Origin of the sequence: Nocardioides xinjiangensis (genome assembly GCF_017916385.1) — a bacterium.
Lineage (GTDB): Bacteria > Actinomycetota > Actinomycetes > Propionibacteriales > Nocardioidaceae > Nocardioides > Nocardioides xinjiangensis.
The window spans coordinates 1,776,340-1,801,238 of record NZ_JAFMSW010000001.1; the positions used below are offsets into that span (position 1 = coordinate 1,776,340).

The window sequence follows — 24,899 nt, forward strand, 5'->3', positions numbered from 1 at the left end:
CAGAAGGCCGTGCCTTGAGCGAAGAGAATCACGAGTCCACCGCAGGTCCGACCCCCGATTCCGCTCCTGACCCGCAGCCCGCCGAGGCCTCCTTCACCGAGGCCGAGCGCGCGGCGGCGCTGGCCGACGCCGTCGAGGCCGCGGGCGACCCGGCCGCCGACCCGGCATCCGGTGCGGTCGCGGAGCGCCGCTCGAACACCGCCGTGGACTCCGGCGTCGAGTACGACGCCTCGGCCATCCAGGTCCTCGAGGGGCTCGAGGCCGTGCGCAAGCGACCCGGCATGTACATCGGCTCGACCGGGGAGCGCGGCCTGCACCACCTGATCTGGGAGATCGTGGACAACGGCGTCGACGAGGCCCTCGCCGGCTTCGCGACCCGCATCTGCCTGACGCTGCAGGCCGACGGCGGCGTGCGCGTGGAGGACGACGGCCGCGGCATCCCGACCGACACGGCGCCCGGCCAGGAGATGCCCGCCCTCACGATGGCGCTGACGATGCTGCACGCCGGCGGCAAGTTCGGCGGCGGTGGCTACAAGGTCTCCGGCGGCCTGCACGGCGTCGGCGTCTCGGTCGTCAACGCGCTCTCGACGCGGCTCGTGGCGGAGGTCAGGAACCGCGGCCACCTCTGGCGCCAGTCGTTCCAGCTCGGCGTGCCCGACGCCGACCTCGAGCAGGTGCGCCCGATGGAGCCCGGCGAGAGCACCGGCACGACCGTGACCTGGTACGCCTCGGAGGACATCTTCGAGAGCCTGCACTACAACCTCGAGACGATCACCTCCCGGCTGCGCGAGATGGCGTTCCTCAACAAGGGCGTCGAGTTCGTCGTCCGCGACGAGCGACCGCAGGCCGACGCGATCATCGACGCCGTCGAGGACGACACCATCGCCAACGACGTCGACAGCGCCGGGCACGACGCGATCAAGCGCGGCGAGTCCGGGGGCCTGGAGCAGGTGTTCAAGTACGACCGCGGCCTCGTCGACTACGTCGAGCACCTCAACCGCCGCAAGGCCACGGCCAACCCGACGGTCATCTCCTTCGAGGCCGAGACCGCCGAGGGCGCCACGGGGCAGCACATGAGCCTCGAGATCGCGATGCAGTGGAACACCAGCTACACCGAGTCGGTCCACACCTTCGCCAACAACATCAACACCCACGAGGGCGGCACCCACGAGGAGGGCTTCCGCGCCGCGCTGACGTCCCTGGTCAACAACTGGGGCGAGGAGTGGGGCCTGATCAAGAAGCGCGAGGACCGCGTCTCCGGCGACGACATCCGCGAGGGCCTCACGGCGATCATCTCCATCAAGCTCAGCGAGCCGCAGTTCGAGGGGCAGACGAAGACCAAGCTCGGCAACACCGAGGCCAAGGGCTTCACCCAGCGCGTCGTCAACGACCAGCTCGGCGCCTGGCTGGAGCAGAACCCCGCCGAGGGCCGCGACATCATCCGCAAGGCGCAGGCCGCCGCCACCGCGCGCATCGCCGCGCGGAAGGCGCGCGAGCTGGCGCGCAGCCGCAAGGGCCTGCTCGGCGGCGGTGGCCTGCCCGGCAAGCTGAGCGACTGCCAGTCGACCAACCCCGCCGAGTGCGAGGTCTTCATCGTCGAGGGCGACTCCGCCGGCGGCTCGGCGCGGCAGGGCCGCGACCCGCGCATCCAGGCGATCCTCCCGATCCGGGGCAAGATCCTCAACGTCGAGAAGGCCCGCATCGACAAGGTGCTGGCCAACACCGAGGTCCAGGCGATCATCTCCGCGCTGGGCACCGGCATCCAGGAGGAGTTCGACCTCGAGAAGCTGCGCTACCACAAGATCGTGCTGATGGCCGACGCCGACGTCGACGGCCACCACATCAACACGCTGCTCCTCACGTTGCTCTTCCGCTTCATGAAGCCGCTGATCGAGCACGGCTACGTCTTCATGGCGCAGCCGCCGCTCTACCGCCTGCGGTGGAACAAGCCGGCCGAGCACGAGTTCGTCTTCTCCGACGCCGAGCGCGATGCGCTGATGCGCGACGGCCTCGCCCAGGGAAAGAAGCTGCCCAAGGAGAACCCGGTGCAGCGCTACAAGGGTCTCGGCGAGATGAACGCCGACGAGCTGTGGGAGACCACCATGGACCCCTCGGCCCGCCTGATGAAGCAGGTGACGCTCGAGGACGCCGCCCACGCCGACGAGATCTTCTCGATCCTCATGGGGGAGGACGTCGAGCAGCGCCGGTCCTTCATCCAGCGCAACGCCAAGGACGTCAGGTTCCTCGATATCTAGGTCGCTAGTCCCCTCTACGACCAGCCCTAGACATCGTCAGACAGCAGGAGAGAACCCATGACCGAGATCCCGACCGACCTCACCGCCGGAGCCGGCGACGGCGGTGGCGACGAGCGCGTCGAGCAGGTCGAGCTGCAGCAGGTGATGCAGCAGTCCTACATCGACTACGCGATGACCGTCATCGTCGGTCGCGCGCTGCCCGACGTACGTGACGGGCTCAAGCCCGTGCACCGGCGCATCCTCTACGCGATGTACGACGGCGGCTACCGGCCCGACCGCGGCTTCTCGAAGTGCTCGCGCGTCGTCGGCGACGTGATGGGTCAGTACCACCCGCACGGCGACTCGGCGATCTACGACACCATGGTCCGCCTCGCCCAGCCGTGGGTGCTGCGCGCGCCGCTGATCAACGGGCAGGGCAACTTCGGCTCGCCGGGCAACGACTCCGCCGCCGCCATGCGGTACACCGAGTGCCGGATGGCGCCGCTGGCCATGGAGATGGTCCGCGACATCGACGAGGACACCGTCGACTTCCAGCCCAACTACGACGGTCGCTCGCAGGAGCCGACCATCCTGCCCAGCCGGTTCCCGAACCTGCTGGTCAACGGCTCGGCCGGCATCGCGGTCGGCATGGCCACCAGCATCCCGCCGCACAACCTCGTCGAGGTCGCCGAGGGCGCGCGGTGGGCGCTCGAGCACCCCGACGCGACGAAGGAGGAGCTGCAGGACGCGCTCGTCGAGCGCATCAAGGGCCCCGACTTCCCCAACGGTGCGCTGATCGTCGGCCGCCAGGGCATCGAGCAGGCCTACCGCACCGGCCGCGGGTCGATCACCCAGCGCGCGGTGGTGGAGATCGACGAGGACAGCAAGGGCCGCACGATGCTCGTCATCAGCGAGCTGCCCTACCTGGTCAACCCCGACAACCTCGCGCTCAAGATCGCCGAGCTCGCCGACTCGGGTCGGGTGCAGGGCATCTCCGACGTCCGCGACGACACGTCCTCGCGCACCGGCCAGCGGCTGGTCGTCGTGCTCAAGCGCGACGCCGTCGCCCGCGTCGTGCTCAACAACCTGTTCAAGCACACCGAGCTGCAGACCAACTTCTCGGCCAACATGCTGGCGCTGGTCGACGGCGTGCCGCGCACGCTCAGCATCGACGCCTTCATCAGCCACTGGGTCACCCACCAGATCGAGGTCATCCAGCGGCGCACCCGCTTCCGCCTCGCCGAGGCCGAGCGCCAGGCCCACGTCTACCGCGGCCTGGTCAAGGCGCTCGACGCCCTCGACGAGGTCATCGCGCTCATCCGCCGCAGCCCCGACGTCGAGGAGGCGCGCACCGGGCTGATGGGGCTGCTCGAGATCGACGAGATCCAGGCCAACGCCATCCTCGAGATGCAGCTGCGCCGGCTCGCCGCCCTGGAGCGCCAGAAGATCCTCGACCGCCTCGCCGAGCTCGAGCGGGTCATCGCCGACCTCGAGGACATCCTCGCCAACGAGGCACGGCAGCGGCAGATCGTCTCCGACGAGCTCACCGAGATCGTCGACAAGTACGGCAACGAGCGGCGTACGCAGATCATCGCGGCCGACGGCGACCTCTCGATGGAGGACCTGATCCCCGACGAGGACCTCGTCGTGTCGATCACCCGCGGCGGCTACGCCAAGCGCACCCGCGCCGACCAGTACCGCCTGCAGAAGCGCGGCGGCAAGGGCGTGCGCGGCGCGACGCTGCGCGGCGACGACGTCGTGCAGCACTTCATCGCGACCACCAACCACCACTGGCTGCTGTTCTTCACCACGGCCGGCCGGGTCTACCGCACCAAGGCCTACAACCTGCCGGAGGCCGCGCGCGACGCGAAGGGCGGACACGTGGCGGGGCTGCTGAGCTTCCAGCCCGACGAGGACATCGCCCAGGTGCTCGCGATCCGCGACTACGACCAGGCGCCCTACCTCGTGCTCGCCACCCGCACCGGACTCGTGAAGAAGACCAGGCTCGCCGACTACAACAGCCCGCGGCAGGCGGGCGTCATCGCGATCAACTTCCGCGAGGACGACGACGAGCTGATCGGCGCCGAGCTGGTCAACGGCGACGACGACATCCTGCTCGTCTCGCGCAAGGGCCAGTCGATCCGCTTCAAGGCCGACGACGAGCAGCTGCGCCCGATGGGCCGGGCCACGGGCGGGGTGCGCGGCATGAAGTTCCGCGACGGCGACTCGTTGCTGTCCATGTCGGTGATCCGCGCCGCACAGATCGAGGCGGAGGAGGCCGTCGAGGGCGACGCCGCGGACTCCGACGAGGTGAAGGAGCAGTACGTCTTCACGATCACCGACGGCGGGTTCGCCAAGCGCAGCCGCATCAGCGAGTACCGGCTGCAGACCCGCGGCGGCCTGGGGATCAAGGCGATGTCGCTGTCCAACGAGGACCGCGGCGGGCTCGTCGGTGCCTTCATCGTGGAGGAGGGCGACGAGGTCCTGTCGATCACCAGCGGTGGTCAGGTCGTGCGCAGCCCCATCGACGAGAACTTCCGGCCCACCGGCCGCTCGACCATGGGCGTGAAGTTCGTGTCGCCCAAGTCCGGGGACTCCGTCGCCGTGGTCGCCCGCTCGGTCGAGGCCAAGGTCGCCGAGGAGGTGGAGGAGCAGGTCGCGGAGAGCGCCGCCGCCGTGGACGCGGAGGCGCGCGAGTCCGCAGCCGTTTCGCCGGACGTGGTCGACGATGCAACAATCGAGGGTCAGGACGCTGTCGAAGCACCTGCCGACGCCCCCGACGAGCACCCCGAGGATGAGTGAGCCATGTCGGAACGCACCGCGACTCCCCGACGTACGTCCGGGAACGAGCCGGAGAAGCGGTCCCTGACGGGGCGGCTCCAGGACACCCTGTCCAACGCGGCCGAGGAGCACCGCGCGAACGCCACGCCGCGTGACGCCCGGGGCAACCGCGTGCGTCGTACGCCGGGGCGCCAGCCCCGGCGCGCCCGCCTGCGGCTGACCCGCATCGACCCGTGGTCGGTGATGAAGACGTCGTTCCTGCTCTCGGTCGCCTTCGGTGTCGTCACCTTCGTCGCCATCTTCATGGTGTGGTCGGTGCTCGGCGCGGCCGGCGTGTGGGACTCCATCAACTCCGCCGTGGCCAGCATCGTCGAGGGCGACAGCGGCAACTCCTCCTTCGACGTCACCGACTACGTCGGCATGTCGCGGGTGCTGGGCTTCACCCTCCTGGTGTCGGTGCTCGACGTCGTGCTGATCACCGCGATCGCGACGCTGACGGCCTTCCTCTACAACCTCGCGGCCGCCCTGCTCGGCGGCATCGAGGTCACCCTCGCCGAGGACGAGAAGTGAGCCGGAGCCGAGCGGTGCTCCTGGGGCGACCCTCGATTGGCACCGCCTGACCGCGGTCAGGTAACCTTCGGCGTCGCCGCTTGCGGCGCATGCGGGCCTATAGCTCAGACGGTTAGAGCGCTTCCCTGATAAGGAAGAGGTCACAGGTTCAAGTCCTGTTAGGCCCACTCCCGTTCGTCGTCCGATCCCGAGGAGAGTGGCGTGAAGAAGCTCCTGCTGGTCGCCCTCGCCGCCGCCGGCGCGGCGTTCGCGAAGCGGAAGATGGACGAGGGCAGGAACGAGCAGGCCCTGTGGGCCGAGGCCACCGACCCCGTCGACAAGGCCTGAGCCCGATCCACCCGGCGCCGCAGGCGCTGCGGGGCCTTGGCGCAATTGGTAGCGCACCTGCTTTGCAAGCAGGGGGTTAGGGGTTCGAGTCCCCTAGGCTCCACCGACAGGCCGACGGCGTGCGTCGGCCCATCCCGAAGCGGCCGCATCCTGCCGAGCGGTCAGCAGACGCGGAGGCGGAAGGTCCGCCGTGTCGACACGTCCGACCCGACGAGGGTCACCTGGACGTCGAACCGACCGCGCCGCCGGGCCGCTCCCACGACGACGATCCGCCCACCGCGCCGGCGCGCCTCGAGGCCGGGCGCCAGGCCGCGGATCCTGGCTGTCACGGCAGTACCGGTGAACTCGATGACCCCGCGGTAACGCTCCTTCCGCGTCGCCCGTGGCAGACGAGGGTCCGTGGTGAACGTCGGCGGCCGTGCGACGACAGTCGTGGACACGGAGGTCGCGGAGCCGGTCGGAGCGGCCCCGGGGGTGGGGCCTGGGGTGGGCACCAGGGTCGGCGTCGGGGTGGGCGTCGGGGTGGGCTCCGGCTGCGTGGTGTCGCTGCTCGCGTGCAGGACCACCTGGTAGGCGCCGAGCGACCCGTAGTCGTCGTAGCCGCCCGGCGCGAGTGGGTCGCCGAAGCCGGTGCCGTCCACCAGGGCGACGTACGTCCTGGGGGTGTCGGGCAGCGTCACGTTCCACGTCGCGTGCAGGGAGGCGTCGTTCGCCGTGTCGCTCGTCGGGTTGACGGTGGCCACGCGGGCGCCCGCCTCGTCCAGGACGGTGAGCGCGATGTCGCTGTCCGACACCCCCTGGCCTCCTGCGACCGAGAGCTGCGTCGCGCCTGACGCGACGAAGGCGAAGGCGTCCACGTCGGTGCGCGAGCCGATGATCCCGCCGACGGGGACGTCTGCGACGAGACGGGTGGCGCCGGCGGAGGTGGCGCCGTGGTCGTCGACCCGCAACGGCGCCGCACCGGCGACGATCGCGATGTCGTCCTCCTTGTTGGTGGCGCCGGCGTACCGCCCGTTCGACCACTGGGACAGACGCTTGTTGTACGACGCCCCCATGAGCGGCGCCCAGCCGTTGGCACCGGCGTAGTACGCCGAATTCGACGTCCCGTCGTGGTGGAGGCCGAAGTTGTGGCCGACCTCGTGGGAGATGGCCTGGGCGACGTTGTACCCGTTGAGGCCCGTGCCATCGGTGAAGACCCACGCCGGTTGGTAGTAGCCGCCACCCACGCTGTCGAAGACGTCGATGTAGGCGACGCCGCCGCAGCTGCAGCGCTCGCGCACAGCGTTGGTGGGGGTGATGACCACACGTGTGCCGTACGTCGTGTCCGAGGGCGAGGACCTCACGATCGCCGCGGGGTCGGGTTCACGCGTCGTGACGTTGACGTCGAACGCGGCGAAGTCCTCGGCGACCGTGCGCCAGGCCAGGTGGATCGCAGCGCGCTCGGCGTCGTCGAACCTCGCATCGACCGGGGCGTTCAGGGAGTATGCGGGCGAGGTGATGGTGGTGCCGTACGTCTGGTTCCACGCGGTGCCGGTGGTGGTGTCGCCGGTGAAGTCGAGATAGATGGTGCGCGCCGACCCAGGCAGCGACGAGAGGTCCAGCACGTCGGACGGCACCGCCGCACCGGCGGTCGCGGGGGCGGCGCTGCTGGGCGCACCCTCCCCGGCGTGCTCGTCGTGACCGCGGGCGGGCTCGGTGTAGAACACCGCGCCGCAGCGGTCGACCCAGGCGCGGGGGTCCGCGACCACCGTGGACAGACCCGTGGCGGTGAGGTCGTTGCGCTCGCGCACGGCGGCGAGGTCGGCGTGCCGCACCTTGCTGGCGCGCACCGGCTCAGCGAAGGCGTCCGTGGAGCATCCGGCAGCCCCGCCCCGGGGCTGCGACGCCTGCCCGGCCGAGACCGGAGGGGCGGCCGTCACCACAACGGACACGACGGCGGCGAGCACGAGGAGGGCGGAGCACGAGCGGAGCATGCCCCCATTCCATCGGTAACAAGACATCCACAAACGAGTAACAGAACAGGATGGTCAGAACGGACCATGCCGGACCCCCGGGTGGGTCGCGCGCCGCAGCACCACGCCGGGGCGAGCGCGGAGCATCCGGGTCACCCGGTGGCACTGATCCTCCACGATGTCGCATGACGTCGGGCCGCCCGGCGTCCGACCGCGGCGACCCGGCTGACCGGCACCGCCGAGATGGCGTACCTCACGCGCAGGAGGCACGAGCTCGCGGCCGCCGGGGGTTGCTGACCGGCCGGCTGGGACAATCGGCGGCGTGACCGCACCCCGCCGACCCGGCCTGCTGACCGACCTGGGCGCGGCGGCCCTGGCGCTGGTGCTCGTGGTGATCGCGGGCCTGCTCGGCAAGTGGCAGTACGACGCGTGGCAGGCGCACCGGGACGCCGAGGCGCGTGACCTGACGGGCCTGGCCCCCGTGCCGATGACCGACGTCCTCGACAGCGACGACCCCTTCCCCGCACCCGACGTCGGCCGGCCGGTCGAGGTCGCCGGCGAGTGGCTCGACGGCGGCTTCTGGGTGGCCGACCGCGAGCACGACGGGGTCCCCGGCTACTGGGCCGTCGCCCCGCTCGACATCGGCGACGCCGCGGTGCTCGTCGTACGCGGCTGGGCGCCGCAGCCGGACGACGACCTGCTCCTCGCGACCGGCGAGGCCGACGTCAGCGGGTGGCTGCAGCCGCCGGAGGGCAGCCTGGTGACCGACGACGACCCGAACGACGACGTCTTCCCCGAGATCCGCGTCGCGGACGCCGTGCAGCGCGTGGACGTCGACCTCTACTCGGCCTACGTCATCAGCCAGGAGCCGGCCGGGGGGCTGGAGGACGCCGAGCTCGAGGCGCTGCCCAACCCCAGCCGCTTCACCGGCGTCCGCAACCTGCTCTACGCCTTCGAGTGGTGGGTCTTCGGCGCGTTCGCGGGCTACATCTGGTGGCGCTGGCGGCGCGACGCCACCGCTGCGGAGGTCGCCTCGCCGACGGTCCGGTAGGCGCTGCCCGATACGTTGGGCGCCGTGTCACGCAACCTCACCGCCTACCGCGTCATGGCCGCCGTCGTGGGCGTCCTGCTCGTGGTGCTCTGCCTGATCGGCGTGCCGCTGGCCAACTTCGACGGCTCCCCCATGTGGGGCGTCTTCGACAGCACGCCGGCTTGGTTCGCGACGGGATCCGACGCCCAGCACGCGGGCGACCTCATCACGACGTACCTCGGTGTCGCGCACGGCTGGCTCTACATGATCTTCCTGTTCAGCGCCTTCCTGCTCTCGCGGCGGGCCGGGTGGGACCTGCCCTTCACGTTGGTGACGCTCGCCTGCGGCACCGTCCCGGTCCTGTCCTTCTGGGCCGAGCGCCGCGCGACCAGGCGGGTGCGCGCCGAGCACCCCGAGCTGGCCTGACCTTCACTACGCTCGGGCCATGACCACCGCGTTCGTGCTGGGGGGCGGGGGAGTCCTCGGCGCCGTGGAGGTCGGCATGCTGCGCGCCCTGCTGCAGCGCGGCATCGTGCCCGACCTCGTCCTCGGCACCAGCGTGGGCGCGCTCAACGGCGCGATGGTCGCGCGCCAGCCCGACGTCGGAGTCGTCGAGCGGCTCACCAGCCTGTGGGCGGCGACCGCCGAGAGCCGCGAGGTGTACGGCGACCGGCCGCTGCGCACCGTCCGGCGCGTCGTGTCGACCGGCACCCACATCTACTCCGCCACCCCGCTGCGCCGCCGGCTCGAGGAGGAGCTCGGCGACGCCCGCTTCGAGGACCTCCCCGTGCACCTGGAGGTGTGCGCGGCCAGCATCGAGCGCGCCGCTGAGCACTGGTTCACGAGCGGACCGCTCGTGCCGGCCATCCTGGCCAGCGCCGCCGTCCCGGGGCTCCTGCCGCCCGCCGAGGTCGACGGCGAGCACTTCCTCGACGGCGGACTGGTGAACTCCATCCCGGTCGGCCGCGCGGTCGAGCTCGGCGCCACCCGCGTCTTCGTGCTGCAGGTCGGCCGCATCGACCGGCCGCTCAAGCCGCCGACCCGGCCGTGGGAGGTCGCGCGGGTCAGCTTCGAGGTGGCCCGGCGGCACCGGTTCATGCGCGACATGGCCACGATCCCCGACGGCGTCGAGGTGCACGTGCTCCCGGCCGCCGGCACGTCCGCGCGGGACGACTCGCTGTGGGCCCACCGCGACTTCCGCGGGGTGCAGGAGCGGATCGACGCGACGTACGCCGCCTCGCGGGCCTACCTGGACGAGCGGCTCGGCCGCTCGTGAGCCGCCTGCTCGTCCGAGCCCTCCGTCGGCTGGTGGGCGCGCCCGCCGTGGTCCTCGTCACGGTGGCGATGTGGGTGACCCTGCCGCTGTGGCTGCTCGCCACGGCGGCGCTCTCCCCGATCCTGCCCGGACGGTGGCGCGCCCTGCGCCTGCTGTGGCTGGTGGTGGTCTACCTGACCTTCGAGACGCTGCTGCTCCTGGTGCTGCTGGGGCTGTGGCTGGCGAGCGGCTTCGGGTGGCGGATCCGGTCGCCGTACTTCACCGGGATCCACTACGACCTGGTGCAGGGCACGCTCATCGTGTTCTTCCGCGAGGCCCGCCGCGTGCTGGCGCTGCGGATCCGCACCGACGGCCCCCACCCCTCGCGCGTGCCCGACGAGCCAGTGCTGGTGATGTGCCGGCACGCGGGACCGGGCGACTCGTTCATCCTGATGTACGCCCTGCTCCACTGGTACGCCCGCGAGCCGCGGGTGGTCCTGAAGAACACGCTGGCCTGGGACCCCGCCATCGACGTCATCCTCAACCGGATCCCGGCCCGCTTCATCTCCCCGAACCCCGCGGCCGGCGAGGACCTGGAGTCGCAGATCGCGGCCCTGGCGACCGGGCTGGACGTCAACGACGCGTTCGTGATCTTCCCCGAGGGCGGCAACTTCACCCCCGTGCGCCGCGACCGTGCGATCGCCCGGCTCCGGCGGCTGGGCCTGGAGCGGATGGCGGTGCGCGCGGAGGAGATGACGCACGTGCTCGCCCCGCGACCCGGCGGCGTGCTCGCCGCCCTCGAGGCGGCGCCCGGGGCCGACGTCCTCATGGTCGCGCACACCGGGCTGGACCACCTGCTCACGGTGGCCGACCTGTGGCGCGAGCTGCCGATGGACAAGCAGATCACCATGCGGTGGTGGCAGGTGCCGCGGGAGGACATCCCCGCGGACCGGGAGGCGCGGATCGACTGGCTCTACGCGTGGTGGGAGCGGATCGACGACTGGATCGAGGAGAACCGGGTCCCCGCGCCCTGAGACGGCGCGAGCGGCGCGCCGGCCACCGGCCCGCGGACGGGAAGTGGCCGGCACGCCGCTCGGGCGTGCCGCGGGTGCTGCCCGCTACGACCGCTTGGTCGCGTCGTCGATGTCGATGACGTCGGCGGGGTCGTCGGGCGTGGTGGACTCGTGCGGGTCCTCCACCGCGTCGCTGATCGCCTCGCCGGGCGCGCCGCCGCCGGCGTCATCGGTCGCCGGCGGGTCGACGGTCACCACGTCGTCGGCAGTGACCTCCTCGGCGGTGACGTCGGGCAGCGGGTCGGTGAGCGGGTCGCTGAGCTGGTCGGTGAGCGGGTCGGTGAGCGGGTCGCCGACCGGCGCTGCCGGCGCGGCCGCTGCCGCCGACGTGGTGGCGGGCGAGGCCGGCGTGGGGGGCGGCGTCGGCGCGGTGGGCGCCGGCGGGGCCGGAGGCACGTAGGTGGACTGCCAGTTCGCGTCCGCGTCCTGCTTCCCGCGGAGCTTGCTGAACACGACCCCGCCGATGGCGAGCAGGCCGCCGAGCAGCAGCAGCCGCTTGAGCCGGCTGCCCCGGGGCTCGGGCTCGACGCCGCGCAGCTCGTTGATCCTGGTGGCCGCCACCTCGCGGGCCTCGGCGGCCCGCTCGGCGGCGAGCGCCGCGGCGACGGCCGCCTTGTCGGCCCCGGCGGCACGAGCCTCGGCAAGGATGGGGGCGGCCTTCTCGCGGACCTCGGCGGTCTTCAGCGCGGCCAGCGCGGCGCCGGCGGTCGCCGCCTCAGCCGCGCGCACGCGACCCTCCTCGATGAGCGGCGTGGCCTTCTCACGTGCATCGGAGATGGCGGGTGCGGCCTTCTCCACGGCCTGCTCCCACGCCGACTCCAACTGGGGGATGACGGTCTCGGTGACGGTGTCCGACAGCTGCTCGACGTAGTCGTGGGCCCGGTCCATGAGGGACTTCCTGCGGCCGAAAGGCATGCGTGACCTCCTCAGTCAGTGTGTCTCCATCTCACCATGCACACCCTGACGCGACCAGCCCCGTCCGGACCGGCGCGGAGGTGAACCCGGGTGGGCAGCCGCGGCGGCGCCGGCGTACGACGGCGTACGACGGCGGGGCGAGGCCTGCGTGCGCCCCGTGTGGGCGGTGCGTGGCAGGATCGAGTCGCACACGCGATCGAGACCCACAGCTGAGAGGCACTTCCATGGCCGACCCCAAGGCGACCTTCAAGACCAACCGGGGCGACATCGTCGTCAACCTGTTCCCGAACCACGCCCCCGAGACGGTCGACAACTTCGTCGGCCTGGCCGAGGGCACCAAGGACTACCGCGACGACGCCGGACGCTCGGGCGAGAAGTACTACGACGGTCTCGGCTTCCACCGGGTCATCGACGGCTTCATGATCCAGGGCGGCTGCCCGCTCGGCACCGGCACCGGCGGACCGGGCTACACGTTCAAGGACGAGATCCACCCCGAGCTGGTCTTCGACAAGCCCTACCTCCTCGCGATGGCCAACGCCGGCCCGGGCACCAACGGCTCGCAGTTCTTCATCACCGTCGGCGCCACCCCGTGGCTCAACCGCAAGCACACGATCTTCGGCGAGGTCGCCGACCAGTCCAGCCGCGACGTGGTCGACGCGATCGCCACCACGCCCACCGGCGCGATGGACCGTCCCGTCGAGCCCGTCGTCATCGAGTCGGTCACGATCGAGCGCTGAGCCGGTCCGCGACCGGTCCACGGACCGACCGATCGACCGACTGATCGACTGATCGAGCCACCCATGACCCAGCCGCCCGAGGGGCCGACTGCGGACACGACCGCGGCCGGGGTGCCGACCTGCTACCGGCACCCCGACCGCGAGACGTGGATCCGCTGCCAGCGTTGCGACCGTCCCATCTGCCCCGACTGCATGCGCGACGCCGCTGTCGGGTTCCAGTGCCCCGACTGCGTCAAGCAGGCCAACAAGGGCTCGCGCCAGAACCGCGCGATGTACGGCGGCGAGCGCAGTGCCGACCCGCGGCTGACGTCGTACGTCCTCATCGCCCTGAACGCGCTGGTGTGGCTGGCGATCACCGCGACGGGCGGCCGCCTGTCGCGCGTCGTGGAGCTGCTGGCGCTGGCCCCGACCGGGCTCTGCGGGTCGGCGTCCACCCCCAATCAGTACTACCCGGCCATCACGGATTCCCGGATCTGCGAGACCTTCACCTCCGGTGACGGGGTGTGGCGTGCCGGTGTCGCCGACGGCGCCTGGTGGCAGCTGGTCACCAGCGCCTTCACCCACGTCGAGATCTGGCACGTCGTGATGAACATGTTCGCGCTGTTCGTCTTCGGGCCGGCCCTCGAGGGCATCCTGGGGCGGGCGCGCTTCCTCGCGGTGTACCTCATCGGCGCGCTGGGCTCGTCGGTGCTGGTCCTTTACCTCGCCGACGCCGACTCCAGCACGGTGGGCGCGTCCGGTGCCCTCTTCGCCCTGCTCGGCGCGCTGCTCGTCACCGCCCGCAAGGCCCGGCTCAACTCCCAGTGGCTCGTGCAGAACCTCGTGCTCGGCGTCGTGATCACGGTCGTGGGCTGGCGGATGATCTCCTGGCAGGGACACCTCGGCGGCTTCCTCGCCGGAGTGGCTGCCGCCGCCGTCATCGCGTACGCCCCGAAGTCGCGCCGCTCCCTCGTCCAGTGGGCGGGGCTGGGCGCGCTCGCCGTCGTGCTGCTCGTGCTGGCCGTGGTGCGCGCCGGCGCGCTGTCCTGACGCCGGGTCCCGCTGCGCGGCCTGACGCGGCGCTCCGCCCAATTTCTGCCCGGCCGGCGTCATACGAACCGGCACATATGGGTACGCCTTCGTCTGACGCAGGCAGCACCGGCCGCGTCGGCCCAGTGAACCCACAGGTGTGCACATTGCTGTGGACAACTACACGGGTGTAATTCTCCACAGCGGTTTTCCACAGTGTGGAGAACCGAGCGGACGTTCGACCGCTGACCGGCGGCTAGGTAGGCGCTCGACATGCGGCTGGCCGGCGCTGGCTCCGCGTCCTGGGTGGGCCGCGAGCCGACGCGAGCCGGCCGGCGGCGTTGGGCGCGCTGGGCGGCGTACGAACCTCCGCCGCGCCGAAGCCCCGTGCCCCGAGCCGGACTTCCCGGGGGTTGTGCGAACTTCTCGGGGTCTGCACGCCACTGGAAGTTCGCAATCCCCCGCTTAGGCGGGGGATTCGAAGTGCCGGCCAGTCCCGGAAAAGCGGCTCGAGCGGTGAGAGAGACGCCTCCCCTTCCCCAGGAAGGCGCCTCACTCACCGCTCGAGACGACGAGTGCCCCGCTCAGCGGGACGAGGGAGAACCTACTCCCACTTGGTGGCGAAGCTGAACCCCACCGCCATGAAGGCGATGCCGACGACGAGGTTCCACTGGCCGAGGTCGTTGAGGACCCACAGGCTCGAGAGGTCGTCGGAGAAGACGTAGAACGTGCAGATCCACAGCAGGCCGATCAGGAAGCACGCCAGCATGCCCGCCACGACGCCGCGGCCGCGGCCGAGCGGGGTGGAGCGGTGCGCGGAGACGACGAGGCCGAGCATGAGCAGGCCGAACCCGATGACGTAGTTCCACCGGCCCAGGTCGGCCACGGCCTTGGGGCTGCCGGCGACCGGGGGGACCGCCGTCGGGTTGCCGCGGCCCTGGACGTAGTAGAAGACGATCCAGGCGATGCCGGCGACGATCAGCAGCAGGGCGATCAGGAACCTGGCGGTGAAGAGCGAGGTCTTCTCCTCGGTGGCGATCGTCTTGGACTTGGACACTGCTGCTCCTGGGGTTGGGCTGGACGGGTCGCGGCGGGTCAGGGCGCGCCGGTCACGGGGCCTCGGCGCCCGACGGGGGGTTAGCGTAGTCGCCATGCCGTCGCCGTCACACTCGTCCCCCGGGCGCCGCCGCGCCTGGCGGGCCGCGACGCCCGTGGTCGTGCTGCTCAGCGGAGCGCTCTTCGCCGTGAGCGCCGAGCAGAGCGACGGCTTCGACCTCCGGGGCGGACGCCTCACCGACCTGGCGTCGGTCGTGCGTGCCGAGCGCGACGAGGCGGGCGACCTGACGACGCAGGTCGCGGCCCTCAACGCCGAGGTCGAGGCGCTCAGCACGAGTCTCGGCGACCGCTCGGTCGGGCGGGTGCAGGACGAGATCGCCACCCTCGTCGACCCGGCCGGACTCACGGAGAAGTCGGGTCCCGCGGTGCAGGTGACCCTCGACGACGCGTCGATGGAGGCGCGGCTGGCCTACGAGGGCGACCCCGGGGACCTCGTCGTCCACCAGCAGGACATCCAGGCCGTGGCCAACGCGATGTGGAACGCCGGCGCGGTGGCGGTGACCATCCAGGGCCAGCGCCTCATCTCCACGACCGGCATTAAGTGCGAGGGCAACCAGGTCACCCTCCACGGCCTGCCCTACTCGCCGCCCTACGTGATCGTGGGGATCGGCGACCCCGCCCGCCTCGAGGCCGAGCTCGGCACCGACCCGATCCTGGCGACCTACCGCGACTACACCGACATCCCCGGTGGCGGCGTCTCGTGGGAGATGACCCCGCTGGAGTCCGCGGTCGCCCCGGCGTACGACGGCCTGCTCGACCTCACCTACGCGACACCGATGACCGACTGAGCGGCGCTGGTCGTCCGCGGCCGTCGTCGGCGGCGCGACCGAGCCGTCGGAGCCCTCAGGGCCGCCGCGGTGCGGTCGTCGGGGTCTCGGTGGGCGTCTCGGTGGGGACCTCCGTCGGCGTCTCGGTCGGGGTCTCCGTGGGGGTCTCGGTCGGCGGCTCGGTCGGCGGCTCGGGCTCCTCGAACACCGAGACGAAGATCGTGACGGTGCTGCCCTGGTCGGCGGTGCCGCCGACAGGGATCTGGTCCACGACGGTGCCCTTCGGCTCGGTCGACGCAGGGTCGGTGCGCACGTCCGGCACGAAGCCCACGGCGCGGATCGCGCGCTCGGCCTCGCGCTGCGTCAACCCGCGGACGTCGGGCACCTGCTCGGGACCGTCGGAGAAGACGATCGTGACCAACGTGCCCTCGGCGAGCGGCGTGCCGGCCGGGGGGTTGGTGCTGAGCACCTGGTTGCGCGGTGCGTCGGCGTCCTCCTGCTGGAACCGGACCCGGAGGTTCTGCTCGAGCATCGCGGCCCGGGCGTCCTTGCGCATCGTGCCCACCACGTAGGGCACCTCGACCTCGGGGCGGCCGAGCGACAGCACGAAGTCGATCGCGCTGCCCGGCTCGGCGAACACGTCACGGTTGGGGTCCTGCTCGATCACCGTGTCGGCCTCGACGGTCTCGGAGGTCTCCCGGTCGACGCGGCCCACCCGGAAGCCGGCGTCGACGATCGCGAGCCTCGCGTCGTCCTCGGTCATGCCGACGACGTTGGGCACGGGGTCGCGCTGCGGAGCCTCCTCGAACAGCACCCCGTTGAGGACGTACGCGCCACCCGCGAGCAGCGCGACCACGAGGATGCCGGCCAGCACCCACCAGGCGGTGCGGCGTCGCGACGGCTCGTCGCGGTGCGGCGGCGGGGCCGCGCCCAGGGCGCTCGTCGCGTCCGGCGGCAGCACGGGCGGCACGTACTGCGTGTCGGCCGGCGGCGGCACCACGGCCGGAGCCTGGATCGGGTGACCGGCAAGGTAGCGCTCGATGTCGGCCTTCATCGCCGCGGCGCTCTGGTAGCGGTCCTCCACGCGCTTGGCGAGGGACTTCATCACGATCGCGTCGATCTCGGCGTCGAGCTCGTCGTCGAGGTCCGACGGCGGCGCCGCCGGCTCACGGACGTGCTGGTACGCCACCGCGACGGGGCTGTCCCCGACGAAGGGCGGCCGCCCGGTGAGGAGCTCGTAGAGCAGGCAGCCGGTCGAGTAGACGTCGGACCGCGAGTCCACGGTCTCGCCCCGGGCCTGCTCCGGGGACAGGTACTGCGCCGTGCCCACGACGGCGGCGGTCTGGGTCATCGTCGAGGAGGCGTCGGAGATCGCCCGCGCGATGCCGAAGTCCATGACCTTGACGTCGCCCGACGGCGTCAGCATGACGTTGCCCGGCTTGATGTCGCGGTGGATGATGCCGGCGCGGTGGCTGTAGTCGAGCGCCGAGAGCACGCCCGCGGTGATCTCCAGGGCCCGCTCGGGCAGGATCTTGCGGCCCTCGCGCAGGATGTCGCGCAGGGTGCGTCCCTCGACGCACTCCATCACGATGTAGGGCTGGGCGACGCCCGTCCCGTCGGTCGCCATCTCCTCGCCGGTGTCGTACGTCGACACGATCGCCGGGTGGTTCAGCGACGCCGACGACTGGGCCTCGCGGCGGAACCGGGCCTGGAAGGTCGCGTCGCTGGCGAGGTCGGTGCGCAGGCGCTTGACGGCGACGGTCCTGCCGAGCCGCAGGTCCTTGCCCTTGCGCACCTCGGCCATGCCGCCCCGGCCCAGCAGCTCCCCGAGCTGGTAGCGGCCCCCGATCAGGGTCGGGTCCGACTGCGTCATCCCTCGCTGCCCTCCTCGTTGCCGTCCCCCGCGTCCACGCCCTCCACGCCCTCCACGCCCTCAACGTCCCCCGCGCCGTCCGAGCGGCCGGGCGCCCCCTGGCCGTCGGGTCCCTGCCCGTTGCCGACGCCCTCCCCGTTGCCGAGACCGTTGCCCACGCCGTTGCCCTGGCCGTTGCCCTGGCCGTTGCCCTGGCCCTCGCCGCCGGGCTGCTTGCCGGCGTAGGTCACCACGACGGTCTCGCCGACGGGCACGCTGCCGCTCGGGTCGACCGAGGTCACCAGCCCCTCGCCGACGTCACCCGCGTTCTCGACCTCCTGCTCGGTGACGGTGAGCCCCAGCTCCTCCAGCTCGCGGGTCACGTCCTTGTGGTCACGCCCGACGTAGGCCGCCGGGTCGACCTCGACGGTCTCCGGCTCGGTCTCGGTCGGCGTCTCAGTGGGGGTCTCGGTGGGGGTCTGCGTGGGCGCCTCGGTCGGCGTCGGGCTGCTCGGGTCCTGCGTCGGGGTGTCGGTCGGCGACGGCGACCGGTCCTGCGTCGTGCTCGGATCGGCGGTCCCCGACCCGGTGGGCGCGTCGTCGCGGGTGCCCAGCCAGAACGCCAGCAGCACGGCGGCGAGCACCGCGACCAGCCCGATGAGCAGGGGCCAGGGGGTCGTCCGCCGGCTCTCGCGGCGCTCCGGTGCCGGCGTCGGGCGCGCGGGCGGCGGGGCGGGCGCGGCGGCCGGCACAGGCGCGGCGGCGGGCATGACCTGCGTCGTGGACCCGCCCGGAGCGGCCGCCGGTGCCACGACGGTGGACTCGCCCGCCGGACCGGCCGTCGCGGGGTCCCGCAGGGCCGCCGCGAACGCGGCCCCGTCGCGGAACCGGTCGTCGGGGGACTTCGCCAGGGCTCGGCGGACGACCGCGGCCAGGTCGGGGGGCACCGTGCCGGGGAGCTCGGGGACCGGGTCGCGCAGGTGCGCGACGGCGGTGGCGACCGGGGTGTCGGCGGCGAAGGGCTTGCGGCCGGCCAGGCACTCGAAGGCGACGACACCGAGGGAGTAGACGTCGGACGCCGGGGTGGCAGTGCGGCCCTCGGCCTGCTCCGGTGAGATGTACGCGGGCGTGCCGAGCACCTGTCCGGTCTCGGTGAGCGCCATCCCCTCGGCGGCCCGGGCGATGCCGAAGTCGGTGACCTTCACCTGCCGGTCGGGGGTCACGAGCAGGTTCGCCGGCTTCACGTCGCGGTGCACGATGCCGGCCGCGTGCGCGACGCCCAGCGCGTCGGCCGCCTGGGCGAGCAGCAGCTGGGCGGCGGCCGGGTCGAGCGGCGCACCCGGGCGCAGCAGCGCGGAGAGCGGCTGCCCCTCGACGAGCTCCATGACCAGGTAGGGACGCGGGGCCGACGAGCCGTCGTCGGCGGTGCTCTGGCCGTAGTCGAAGACCGCGGCGATACCGGGGTGGTGCAGGGCGGCGGCGTGCCGCGCCTCGGTCTCGAAGCGGCTGCGGAAGAGCGCGTCGTCGGCGTACTCCGGCTTGAGCACCTTGACCGCGACCGGCCGGTCGAGCACGGTGTCGCGCGCCGCCCACACCTCGCCCATGCCGCCGGTGGCGATGCGGGCCTCGAGGACGTAGCGGCGGGCGTCGTCGACGGGATTGCCCGGGGCGAGCGCGCTCACGGGTTGATCACCGCCTCCATGACCGCCTTGGCGATCGGACCGCCGAGGAGGCCGCCGGCGATCTCGTCGCGCGAGGTGTCGCTGGACTGCACGAGGACGGCGACGGCGACCTTCGGGTCGTCGGCCGGTGCGAAGGAGACGAACCACGCGTACGGCGGGCGGTCGGCGGTGGACTGCGCGGTGCCGGTCTTGCCCGCCACCTCGACACCCGGGATCTGGGCGGGCGTCGCGGTTCCGGTCTCGACGGTGGCCACGAGCATCTTGGTGAGCTCGTCGGCGGTGGTGCTCGACATCGCCTTGCTGATGCTCTGGGGGTCGGTGCGGTCGAGCACCGACAGGTTGGGTGCGCGGACCTCGTCGACGACGTAGGGGCGCATGACGTCGCCGTCGTTGGCGATCGCCGCGGCGACCATGGCCATCTGCAGCGGCGTGGCGGTGACGTTGGACTGGCCGATCCCGGACATCGCGGTCTGCGGCGCGTCCATGTCGCGGGGGTAGAGCGACTCCGCCTGCCCGCCGAGGTCCTCGAGCGAGGTGTCGTTGAAGCCGAACGCCTCGGCCTGGTCGGCCATCGCCTCGGTGCCGAGCTCGTTGGCCAGGGTGAGGAAGGTGACGTTGCACGAGACCTCCATCGCCTGGGTCATCGTGATGCGCCGCCCGCCGCAGTCGCCGCCGTCGTGGTTGCCGATCGTGGTGCTGGACTGCGGCAGCTTGTACCGGAAGCCGCCGGGGACCATCGAGTCCGCGTCGTAGTTGCCCGACTCGATGGCGGCGGCCGCGGTGACCAGCTTGAAGGTCGAGCCGGGCGGCAGCGTCGTGCCGATCGCACGGTTGACGAGCGGCTGGCGCGGGTCCGCGTTGAGCTGCTCGCTGAGGTCGGCCACCGCGCCGAAGTCGTGGGAGGCGAGGTTGTTGGGGTCGAAGGTCGGCGTCGAGGCCATCGCCAGAACCCGGCCGGTCGTGGGCTCCAGCGCGACGACCGCGCCCTGGGCGTCGCCGGGGAGGTTCTCCAGCCCCGCCCACGCGGCGTCCTGCGCGGCTGCGTCGAGGGTCAGCTGGACGTTGCCGCCCTTGGGGTCGCCGTTGCTGAGCATGTCGACGAGCCGGGTGACGAACAGCCGGGAGTCGTCGCCGGCGAGCACGGAGTTCTGCGAGCGCTCCACCCCGGTCTGGCTGAAGAACGCGAAGTAGCCGGTCACGGGGGCGTACTTGAACGGCTCGGAGTAGGTGCGCTGGAACTTGTACCTGTCGTCGGAGGGGACGCTGCGCGCGATCGCCTCCTTGCCGACCAGGATCGCGCCCCGCTCGCGGGAGTACGTCGCGGTGATCACGCGCCGGTTGCGCGGGTCGTCGGACAGGTCGTCGGCGCGGACGTACATCAGGTAGGTGGCGTTGACGAGCAGCGCGAGGAAGAGGACCAGGCAGAACACCGAGACGACGCGGATGGGCTTGTTCACCGGAGCTTCACCACCTGGGTGCTCTCGCTGTCGGCGACGGAGTCGTCCACCGGGTCCAGCCGCGGCGCAGGACGGCGCGCCTGGTCGGAGATGCGCAGCAGCAGCGCGACGACCACCCAGTTGGCCACGAGCGACGAGCCGCCGTAGGAGAGGAAGGGAGTGGTGAGGCCGGTCAGGGGGATGAGCCCGGTGACGCCGCCGATGACGACGAAGACCTGCAGCGCGATGATCGCCGCGAGGCCGACGGCCATGAGCTTGCCGAAGCCGTCGCGCGAGATGAGCGCGATCCGCAGCGCGCGCTCCACGATCAGGCCGTAGCACAGGACGATCGCCATCACGGCGGTCAGGCCGAGCTCCTCGCCGATGGTGGACAGGATGAAGTCGGAGTAGGCGAACGGCACCCGCTCGGGGAAGCCGTTGCCGAGGCCGCGGCCGATCAGGCCGCCCCACCCCATCCCGAAGAGCGCCTCGACCAGCTGTCCGCTGCCGGGGCTGGCCTCGTAGTACTCGAAGGGGTGCAGCCAGAAGTTGAAGCGGTTCTGCACGTTGCCGACGAAGGTGTACGCCGCGAGCGCGCCGCCGGTGAAGAGCAGCCCGCCCACGACCAGCCAGCCGGCGCGCTCGGTGGCGACGTAGAGCATCACCAGGAACAGGCCGAAGAACAGGAGCGAGGACCCGAGGTCGTTCTGCGCGACGAGGATCATCATCGAGATGCCGAACATGGCCAGGATCGGCCCGAGGTCGCGCCCGCGCGGGAGGTCGACGAAGAGCACCCGTCGGCCCGCGAGCGCGAGGGCGTCGCGGTGCAGGACGAGGTAGCCGGCGAACGCGATCACCAGCAGGACCTTGGCCACCTCGCCGGGCTGGAAGCTGAAGCCGGCGACGTAGATCCAGATCTTCGCGCCGTTCTTCGCGCTGCCGATGACCGGCAGGAACGGCAGGACCAGCAGCACGATGCCGGCCAGGCCGGAGGTGTAGGTCAGCCGCTGCAGCGAGCGGTGGTCGCGCAGCAGGAAGAGCGTGGCGACGAAGAGGATCACGCCGAGCGTCATCCAGGTCAGCTGCTGGCGCGCGAAGGTGTGCTGGTCGAAGCCGTTGGCCTCGTAGGTGAGGTCGAGCCGGCGCAGGATCGCCAGCCCGAGGCCGTTGAGCGCGGCGACGAGCGGCAGCAGGACGGGGTCGGCGTACGGCGCGACGAGGCGGACGGTGACGTGGGCGGCGACGATCAGCGCGGTCAGCCAGCCGCCGTAGCCGACGAGGTCCGCCGGCACGACGCCCTCGACGCCGAGGCCGACGGCGGCGTAGGCACCGATGCCGACCACCAGCGCCAGCACGAGCAGGAACAGCTCCGCACCCCGGCGGCGCCGGTGCACGAAGCCCATGAGGGTCCCGGTCTGACTCATCGAGGGCCCGTCAGTCGACTTCCTGCCACGCGGCGTAGTTGTCCACCGTCAGCCGTGCGTCGTCGAGGTCGTCGGCCTCGATGCCCTCGCGCACCGTCTCGGCGTCGATGTCGCTGAGCTGGGTCAGCTCGACGTCGGTCACCTCGAAGGGGTGGGACAGGGAGATCCCGGGCAGCGAGGCGTCGATGCCACGGAAGATCGCGACCTTGCCGTCGTGCTCGGCGACGTAGAACTGCTGCTGGCTCCACGACCAGCCGGCGGCCAGCACGACCCAGGCCAGCCCGAGCACCACGACGGCGGCCAGCAGCCGGCGCAGCCAGGCGTGGCGGCCGGGGTCGCGCGGGGCGTAGCGCACCGTCTCCGGGTCGATCGGGTCGGCGACGTAGGCGCCGGGAGGCAGGTCGTCGGGCACCGGCGCGATCTCGCCGGTGTCGCCGGACCGGTGACCGCGGAACAGCCCGCCGACGGCGCCGCTCAGCGGCATCCGCCGCGGCAGGTCGGCCGCCGCGCCGACGAGGAGCGGGGCCAGCTCCTCCGGTGGCGGCTCCTCGAGGACGTCGGCGACGACGCAGGTGACGTTGTCGGTGCTGCCGGCCTCGAGGCTCGCGCGGACGAGCTCCACCGCGGCGAAGTCGGGGGTGCCGCTGCCGAGGATGTCGGCCATGCGCTCGTGGCTCAGCGTGCCGCAGGCGCCGTCGCTGCAGATGAAGATGCGGTCCCCGGGCTCGGCGGGCAGCTCGAAGAGGTCGGGCTCCTCGTGGCGCACGCCGTCGAGGGCCTTGAGGATGAGGTTGCGGTGCGGGTGGGTCCGCGACTGCTCCTCGGTGATGCGCCCCTCGTCGATCAGCGACTGGACGAACGTGTGGTCGTGGGTGAGCTGGCGCAGCTCGCCGCGGCGGTAGAGGTAGGCGCGGCTGTCGCCGATGTGGCCGATGCCGAAGCGGCTCCCGTCGAAGAGGGCGACGGTCGCGGTGGTCGAGGTGCCGTTGAGGTCGGGGTCCTCCTCCACGAGCTCGGCGATCCGGTCGTCGGCGCGGTGCACGGCGCCGGCCACCTGCCCGAGGAGGTCCTCGTCGGGCTGCTGGTCGAGCTTGCGCAGCGCCTGCACGGCCGTGCTCGAGGCGAGGTCGCCGCGCACGGCGCCGCCCACGCCGTCGCACACGGTGAGCAGCCAGGGCCCGGCGTACCCGCTGTCCTGGTTCTCGCGCCGCACGCGTCCGACGTCGGAGATCGCGGAGTAGTGGAGGTACATCACTTCCGCAGCTCCAGGATCGTCTTGCCGACGCGGACCTGGACGCCGAGGCCGATGGTGGTGGGCTGGGTGATCCGGACGGGGCCGACGTAGGTGCCGTTGGTGGAGCCGAGGTCCTCCACGAACCACTCGTCGCCGGAGGCGGCGACCCGGGCGTGGCGGGTGGAGACGTAGTCGTCGTCGAGCTTGATCGCCGCGTCGCTGCCGCGGCCGATGAGCAGCGGTGCGTCGGCGAGCTCCGCACGGACGCCGGAGTTCTCGCCCTCGACCACGAGCAGGTGGGTCGGCGCGCCGCGGCGCGGCTTGCGGGGCTTGCCGTTGCCCTTGCGGCTCGTCGGCGCCGGGGCGCCGCCGCGGGCGGTCTCCGGGACGCGCGCGCCGAACATGTCGGAGCGGATCACCGAGATCGCCGAGAGCACGAAGATCCAGAGGATCGCGAGGAAGGCCACGCGGATCAGGAAGAGGGTCAGCTCAGACATTCCAGCCCCCGGCCTCGTCGCGACCGCCGTCGATGCGGACCGTCATGTCGGTGTGCCCGATGCGGATGGTGGACCCGTCGCGCAGCCGGGCCCGCGTGACCTTCGTGCCGTCGACCAGGATGCCGTTGGTCGAGCCGAGGTCGACCGCCTCGACGCCGTCGATGCTCACCTCGAGCTCGAGGTGGCGCCGGCTGACACCGGGGTCGTTGATGCGCAGGTCGGCCTCGGTGCCGCGGCCGATCACCAGGCCCGGCGGCCGGAGCGGGTGGCGGGTGCCGTTGACCTCGAGCGTGGCGTGGGAGGAGCGGGTCCGCGTGCGGTGGTCGTTGTCGGTGACGCTGGCCTGGGCCTTGCTGCGGATCCGGAAGCGGCCGGTGGTGAGGTCGTCGGCGGACTCGAAGGCGATCGAGATCGGGCCGGTGAACACGTAGCCCTGCGCGTCGGCGTGGTCCTGCAGCTGGTCGACGAGGTCCTGCTCGAGCGCGCGACCGAGGCCGACGATGCGGTCGAGGTCGGTGGCCGACAGCTCGACGTGGAAGTCGTTGGGCACCAGTCGGCGCTGGCGGCTGAGCACCTGCGCGTTGTTGTCGCACTCGCGCTGGAGCGCCGCGGCGATCTCCACGGGCTGCACGGCGCTGCGGAAGGCTCGTGCGAAGACCCCGGAGATGACGGTCTCGAGCCGCTGCTCGAAGCGTTGCAGGGGGTTCATCGTCAGGCCTCCTCTCGTCGCGCTCGGGTCGCACCGTCGTGGTGGGCAGGCTTCACGGACCGCCCGGCCGGTGCCGCCGAGCGTACCGGCCGGGCGCGATGGCGCGACGGTGCCGCCCCGCCGAAGGGGTGGCGTCGCCCGATTGGGAGCGCGCCTCGCGGGTGGGGTAGCCTGAGCCCGCTTCTGGCGCGAGTGGCGGAATAGGCAGACGCGCACGGTTCAGGTCCGTGTGTCCGAAAGGACGTGGGGGTTCAACTCCCCCCTCGCGCACCACCAGAGCACGAAGGCCCCGGATGACCT

General features: G+C 72.0%; 21 protein-coding genes and 3 tRNA genes. 14 read left to right on the plus strand and 10 right to left on the minus strand.

Going from position 1 to position 24,899, the window contains the following annotated elements; all coding sequences use genetic code 11:
- The first annotated feature begins 203 nt into the window (after positions 1–203).
- From gyrB to J3P32_RS08420, 6 genes are all read left to right on the plus strand, one after another.
- On the plus strand, positions 204–2,255 hold the full coding sequence (gene gyrB / locus J3P32_RS08395; RefSeq protein ID WP_210440706.1) for a DNA topoisomerase (ATP-hydrolyzing) subunit B: 2,052 nt from the start codon (positions 204–206) through the stop codon (positions 2,253–2,255).
- A 57-nt stretch (positions 2,256–2,312) separates the two neighbouring features.
- The gene (gyrA, locus tag J3P32_RS08400; RefSeq protein ID WP_210439350.1) at positions 2,313–5,036 is read left to right on the plus strand and encodes a DNA gyrase subunit A; all 2,724 of its coding nucleotides are present in this window, start codon (positions 2,313–2,315) and stop codon (positions 5,034–5,036) included.
- A gap of 3 nt (positions 5,037–5,039) precedes the next feature.
- Positions 5,040–5,585 (plus strand): DUF3566 domain-containing protein, encoded by a 546-nt coding sequence (locus J3P32_RS08405; RefSeq protein ID WP_210439351.1) that lies wholly within the window; start codon positions 5,040–5,042, stop codon positions 5,583–5,585.
- A gap of 93 nt (positions 5,586–5,678) precedes the next feature.
- Positions 5,679–5,752: transfer RNA gene (locus J3P32_RS08410), tRNA-Ile, on the plus strand.
- Positions 5,753–5,786: 34 nt separating this feature from the next.
- A complete protein-coding gene (locus J3P32_RS08415; protein ID WP_210439352.1) occupies positions 5,787–5,912 on the plus strand; it encodes a DLW-39 family protein in 126 nt (41 codons plus the stop codon).
- 30 nt (positions 5,913–5,942) lie between these two features.
- Positions 5,943–6,015 (plus strand) — tRNA-Ala (locus J3P32_RS08420).
- A gap of 58 nt (positions 6,016–6,073) precedes the next feature.
- Here J3P32_RS08420 and J3P32_RS18175 read toward each other — a convergent pair.
- Positions 6,074–7,885 (minus strand): zinc-dependent metalloprotease family protein, encoded by a 1,812-nt coding sequence (locus tag J3P32_RS18175; RefSeq protein WP_282593975.1) that lies wholly within the window; start codon positions 7,883–7,885, stop codon positions 6,074–6,076.
- Positions 7,886–8,186: 301 nt separating this feature from the next.
- Here J3P32_RS18175 and J3P32_RS08430 point away from each other — a divergent pair, with 301 nt between their 5' ends.
- From J3P32_RS08430 to J3P32_RS08445, 4 genes are read left to right on the plus strand one after another with little or no spacing between them, the layout of a single operon-like run.
- Positions 8,187–8,915, plus strand: coding sequence for an SURF1 family protein (locus tag J3P32_RS08430; RefSeq protein ID WP_210439353.1), 729 nt, complete (start codon positions 8,187–8,189; stop codon positions 8,913–8,915).
- 24 nt (positions 8,916–8,939) lie between these two features.
- A complete protein-coding gene (locus J3P32_RS08435) occupies positions 8,940–9,320 on the plus strand; it encodes a DUF3817 domain-containing protein (protein WP_210439354.1) in 381 nt (126 codons plus the stop codon).
- 19 nt (positions 9,321–9,339) lie between these two features.
- On the plus strand, positions 9,340–10,170 hold the full coding sequence (locus J3P32_RS08440; RefSeq protein WP_210439355.1) for a patatin-like phospholipase family protein: 831 nt from the start codon (positions 9,340–9,342) through the stop codon (positions 10,168–10,170).
- Positions 10,167–11,183 carry a lysophospholipid acyltransferase family protein gene (locus J3P32_RS08445; protein ID WP_307861627.1) on the plus strand — a complete coding sequence of 339 codons (1,017 nt, stop codon included), beginning with the start codon at positions 10,167–10,169 and terminating at the stop codon, positions 11,181–11,183. Before J3P32_RS08440 ends, J3P32_RS08445 begins: the two co-directional genes overlap by 4 nt.
- An 84-nt stretch (positions 11,184–11,267) precedes the next feature.
- Here J3P32_RS08445 and J3P32_RS08450 read toward each other — a convergent pair whose 3' ends face one another.
- Positions 11,268–12,137 carry a hypothetical protein gene (locus J3P32_RS08450; protein ID WP_210439356.1) on the minus strand — a complete coding sequence of 290 codons (870 nt, stop codon included), beginning with the start codon at positions 12,135–12,137 and terminating at the stop codon, positions 11,268–11,270.
- A gap of 224 nt (positions 12,138–12,361) precedes the next feature.
- On the opposite strand from J3P32_RS08450, the gene J3P32_RS08455 reads away from it, so the two are divergent.
- Both J3P32_RS08455 and J3P32_RS08460 read left to right on the plus strand, forming a co-directional pair.
- The gene (locus tag J3P32_RS08455) at positions 12,362–12,874 is read left to right on the plus strand and encodes a peptidylprolyl isomerase (RefSeq protein WP_210439357.1); all 513 of its coding nucleotides are present in this window, start codon (positions 12,362–12,364) and stop codon (positions 12,872–12,874) included.
- Between the two features lie 63 nt (positions 12,875–12,937).
- On the plus strand, positions 12,938–13,903 hold the full coding sequence (locus J3P32_RS08460) for a rhomboid family intramembrane serine protease (protein ID WP_210439358.1): 966 nt from the start codon (positions 12,938–12,940) through the stop codon (positions 13,901–13,903).
- A gap of 583 nt (positions 13,904–14,486) precedes the next feature.
- Here the strand turns inward: J3P32_RS08460 and J3P32_RS08465 are convergent.
- Complete coding sequence (locus J3P32_RS08465) at positions 14,487–14,939, minus strand: cell division protein CrgA (RefSeq protein ID WP_307861628.1); 453 nt, start codon at positions 14,937–14,939, stop codon at positions 14,487–14,489.
- Positions 14,940–15,033: 94 nt separating this feature from the next.
- Here J3P32_RS08465 and J3P32_RS08470 point away from each other — a divergent pair, with 94 nt between their 5' ends.
- Entirely contained in the window at positions 15,034–15,786 is a 753-nt protein-coding gene (locus J3P32_RS08470) for a DUF881 domain-containing protein (protein ID WP_210439360.1), read from the plus strand.
- 55 nt (positions 15,787–15,841) lie between these two features.
- Here the strand turns inward: J3P32_RS08470 and pknB are convergent, their stop codons facing one another.
- The 7 genes from pknB to J3P32_RS08505 are packed head-to-tail and all read right to left on the minus strand — an operon-like array spanning position 15,842 to position 24,599.
- Positions 15,842–17,638, minus strand: coding sequence for a Stk1 family PASTA domain-containing Ser/Thr kinase (gene pknB / locus J3P32_RS08475; RefSeq protein WP_210439361.1), 1,797 nt, complete (start codon positions 17,636–17,638; stop codon positions 15,842–15,844).
- Positions 17,635–19,299 (minus strand): serine/threonine protein kinase, encoded by a 1,665-nt coding sequence (locus J3P32_RS18455; protein ID WP_210439362.1) that lies wholly within the window; start codon positions 19,297–19,299, stop codon positions 17,635–17,637. Before J3P32_RS18455 ends, pknB begins: the two co-directional genes overlap by 4 nt.
- Positions 19,296–20,756: a peptidoglycan D,D-transpeptidase FtsI family protein gene (locus J3P32_RS08485; RefSeq protein ID WP_210439363.1), complete on the minus strand. Its 1,461-nt coding sequence runs from the start codon at positions 20,754–20,756 to the stop codon at positions 19,296–19,298. Before J3P32_RS08485 ends, J3P32_RS18455 begins: the two co-directional genes overlap by 4 nt.
- Entirely contained in the window at positions 20,753–22,159 is a 1,407-nt protein-coding gene (locus J3P32_RS08490; protein WP_210439364.1) for an FtsW/RodA/SpoVE family cell cycle protein, read from the minus strand. Before J3P32_RS08490 ends, J3P32_RS08485 begins: the two co-directional genes overlap by 4 nt.
- A gap of 10 nt (positions 22,160–22,169) precedes the next feature.
- A complete protein-coding gene (locus tag J3P32_RS08495; RefSeq protein ID WP_210439365.1) occupies positions 22,170–23,411 on the minus strand; it encodes a PP2C family protein-serine/threonine phosphatase in 1,242 nt (413 codons plus the stop codon).
- Entirely contained in the window at positions 23,411–23,890 is a 480-nt protein-coding gene (locus J3P32_RS08500) for an FHA domain-containing protein FhaB/FipA (protein WP_210439366.1), read from the minus strand. Before J3P32_RS08500 ends, J3P32_RS08495 begins: the two co-directional genes overlap by 1 nt.
- On the minus strand, positions 23,883–24,599 hold the full coding sequence (locus tag J3P32_RS08505) for an FhaA domain-containing protein (protein ID WP_210439367.1): 717 nt from the start codon (positions 24,597–24,599) through the stop codon (positions 23,883–23,885). The genes J3P32_RS08500 and J3P32_RS08505 overlap by 8 nt, the downstream gene beginning before the upstream one ends.
- A gap of 186 nt (positions 24,600–24,785) precedes the next feature.
- Here J3P32_RS08505 and J3P32_RS08510 point away from each other — a divergent pair.
- Positions 24,786–24,872: transfer RNA gene (locus J3P32_RS08510), tRNA-Leu, on the plus strand.
- Positions 24,873–24,899: the final 27 nt, after the last annotated feature.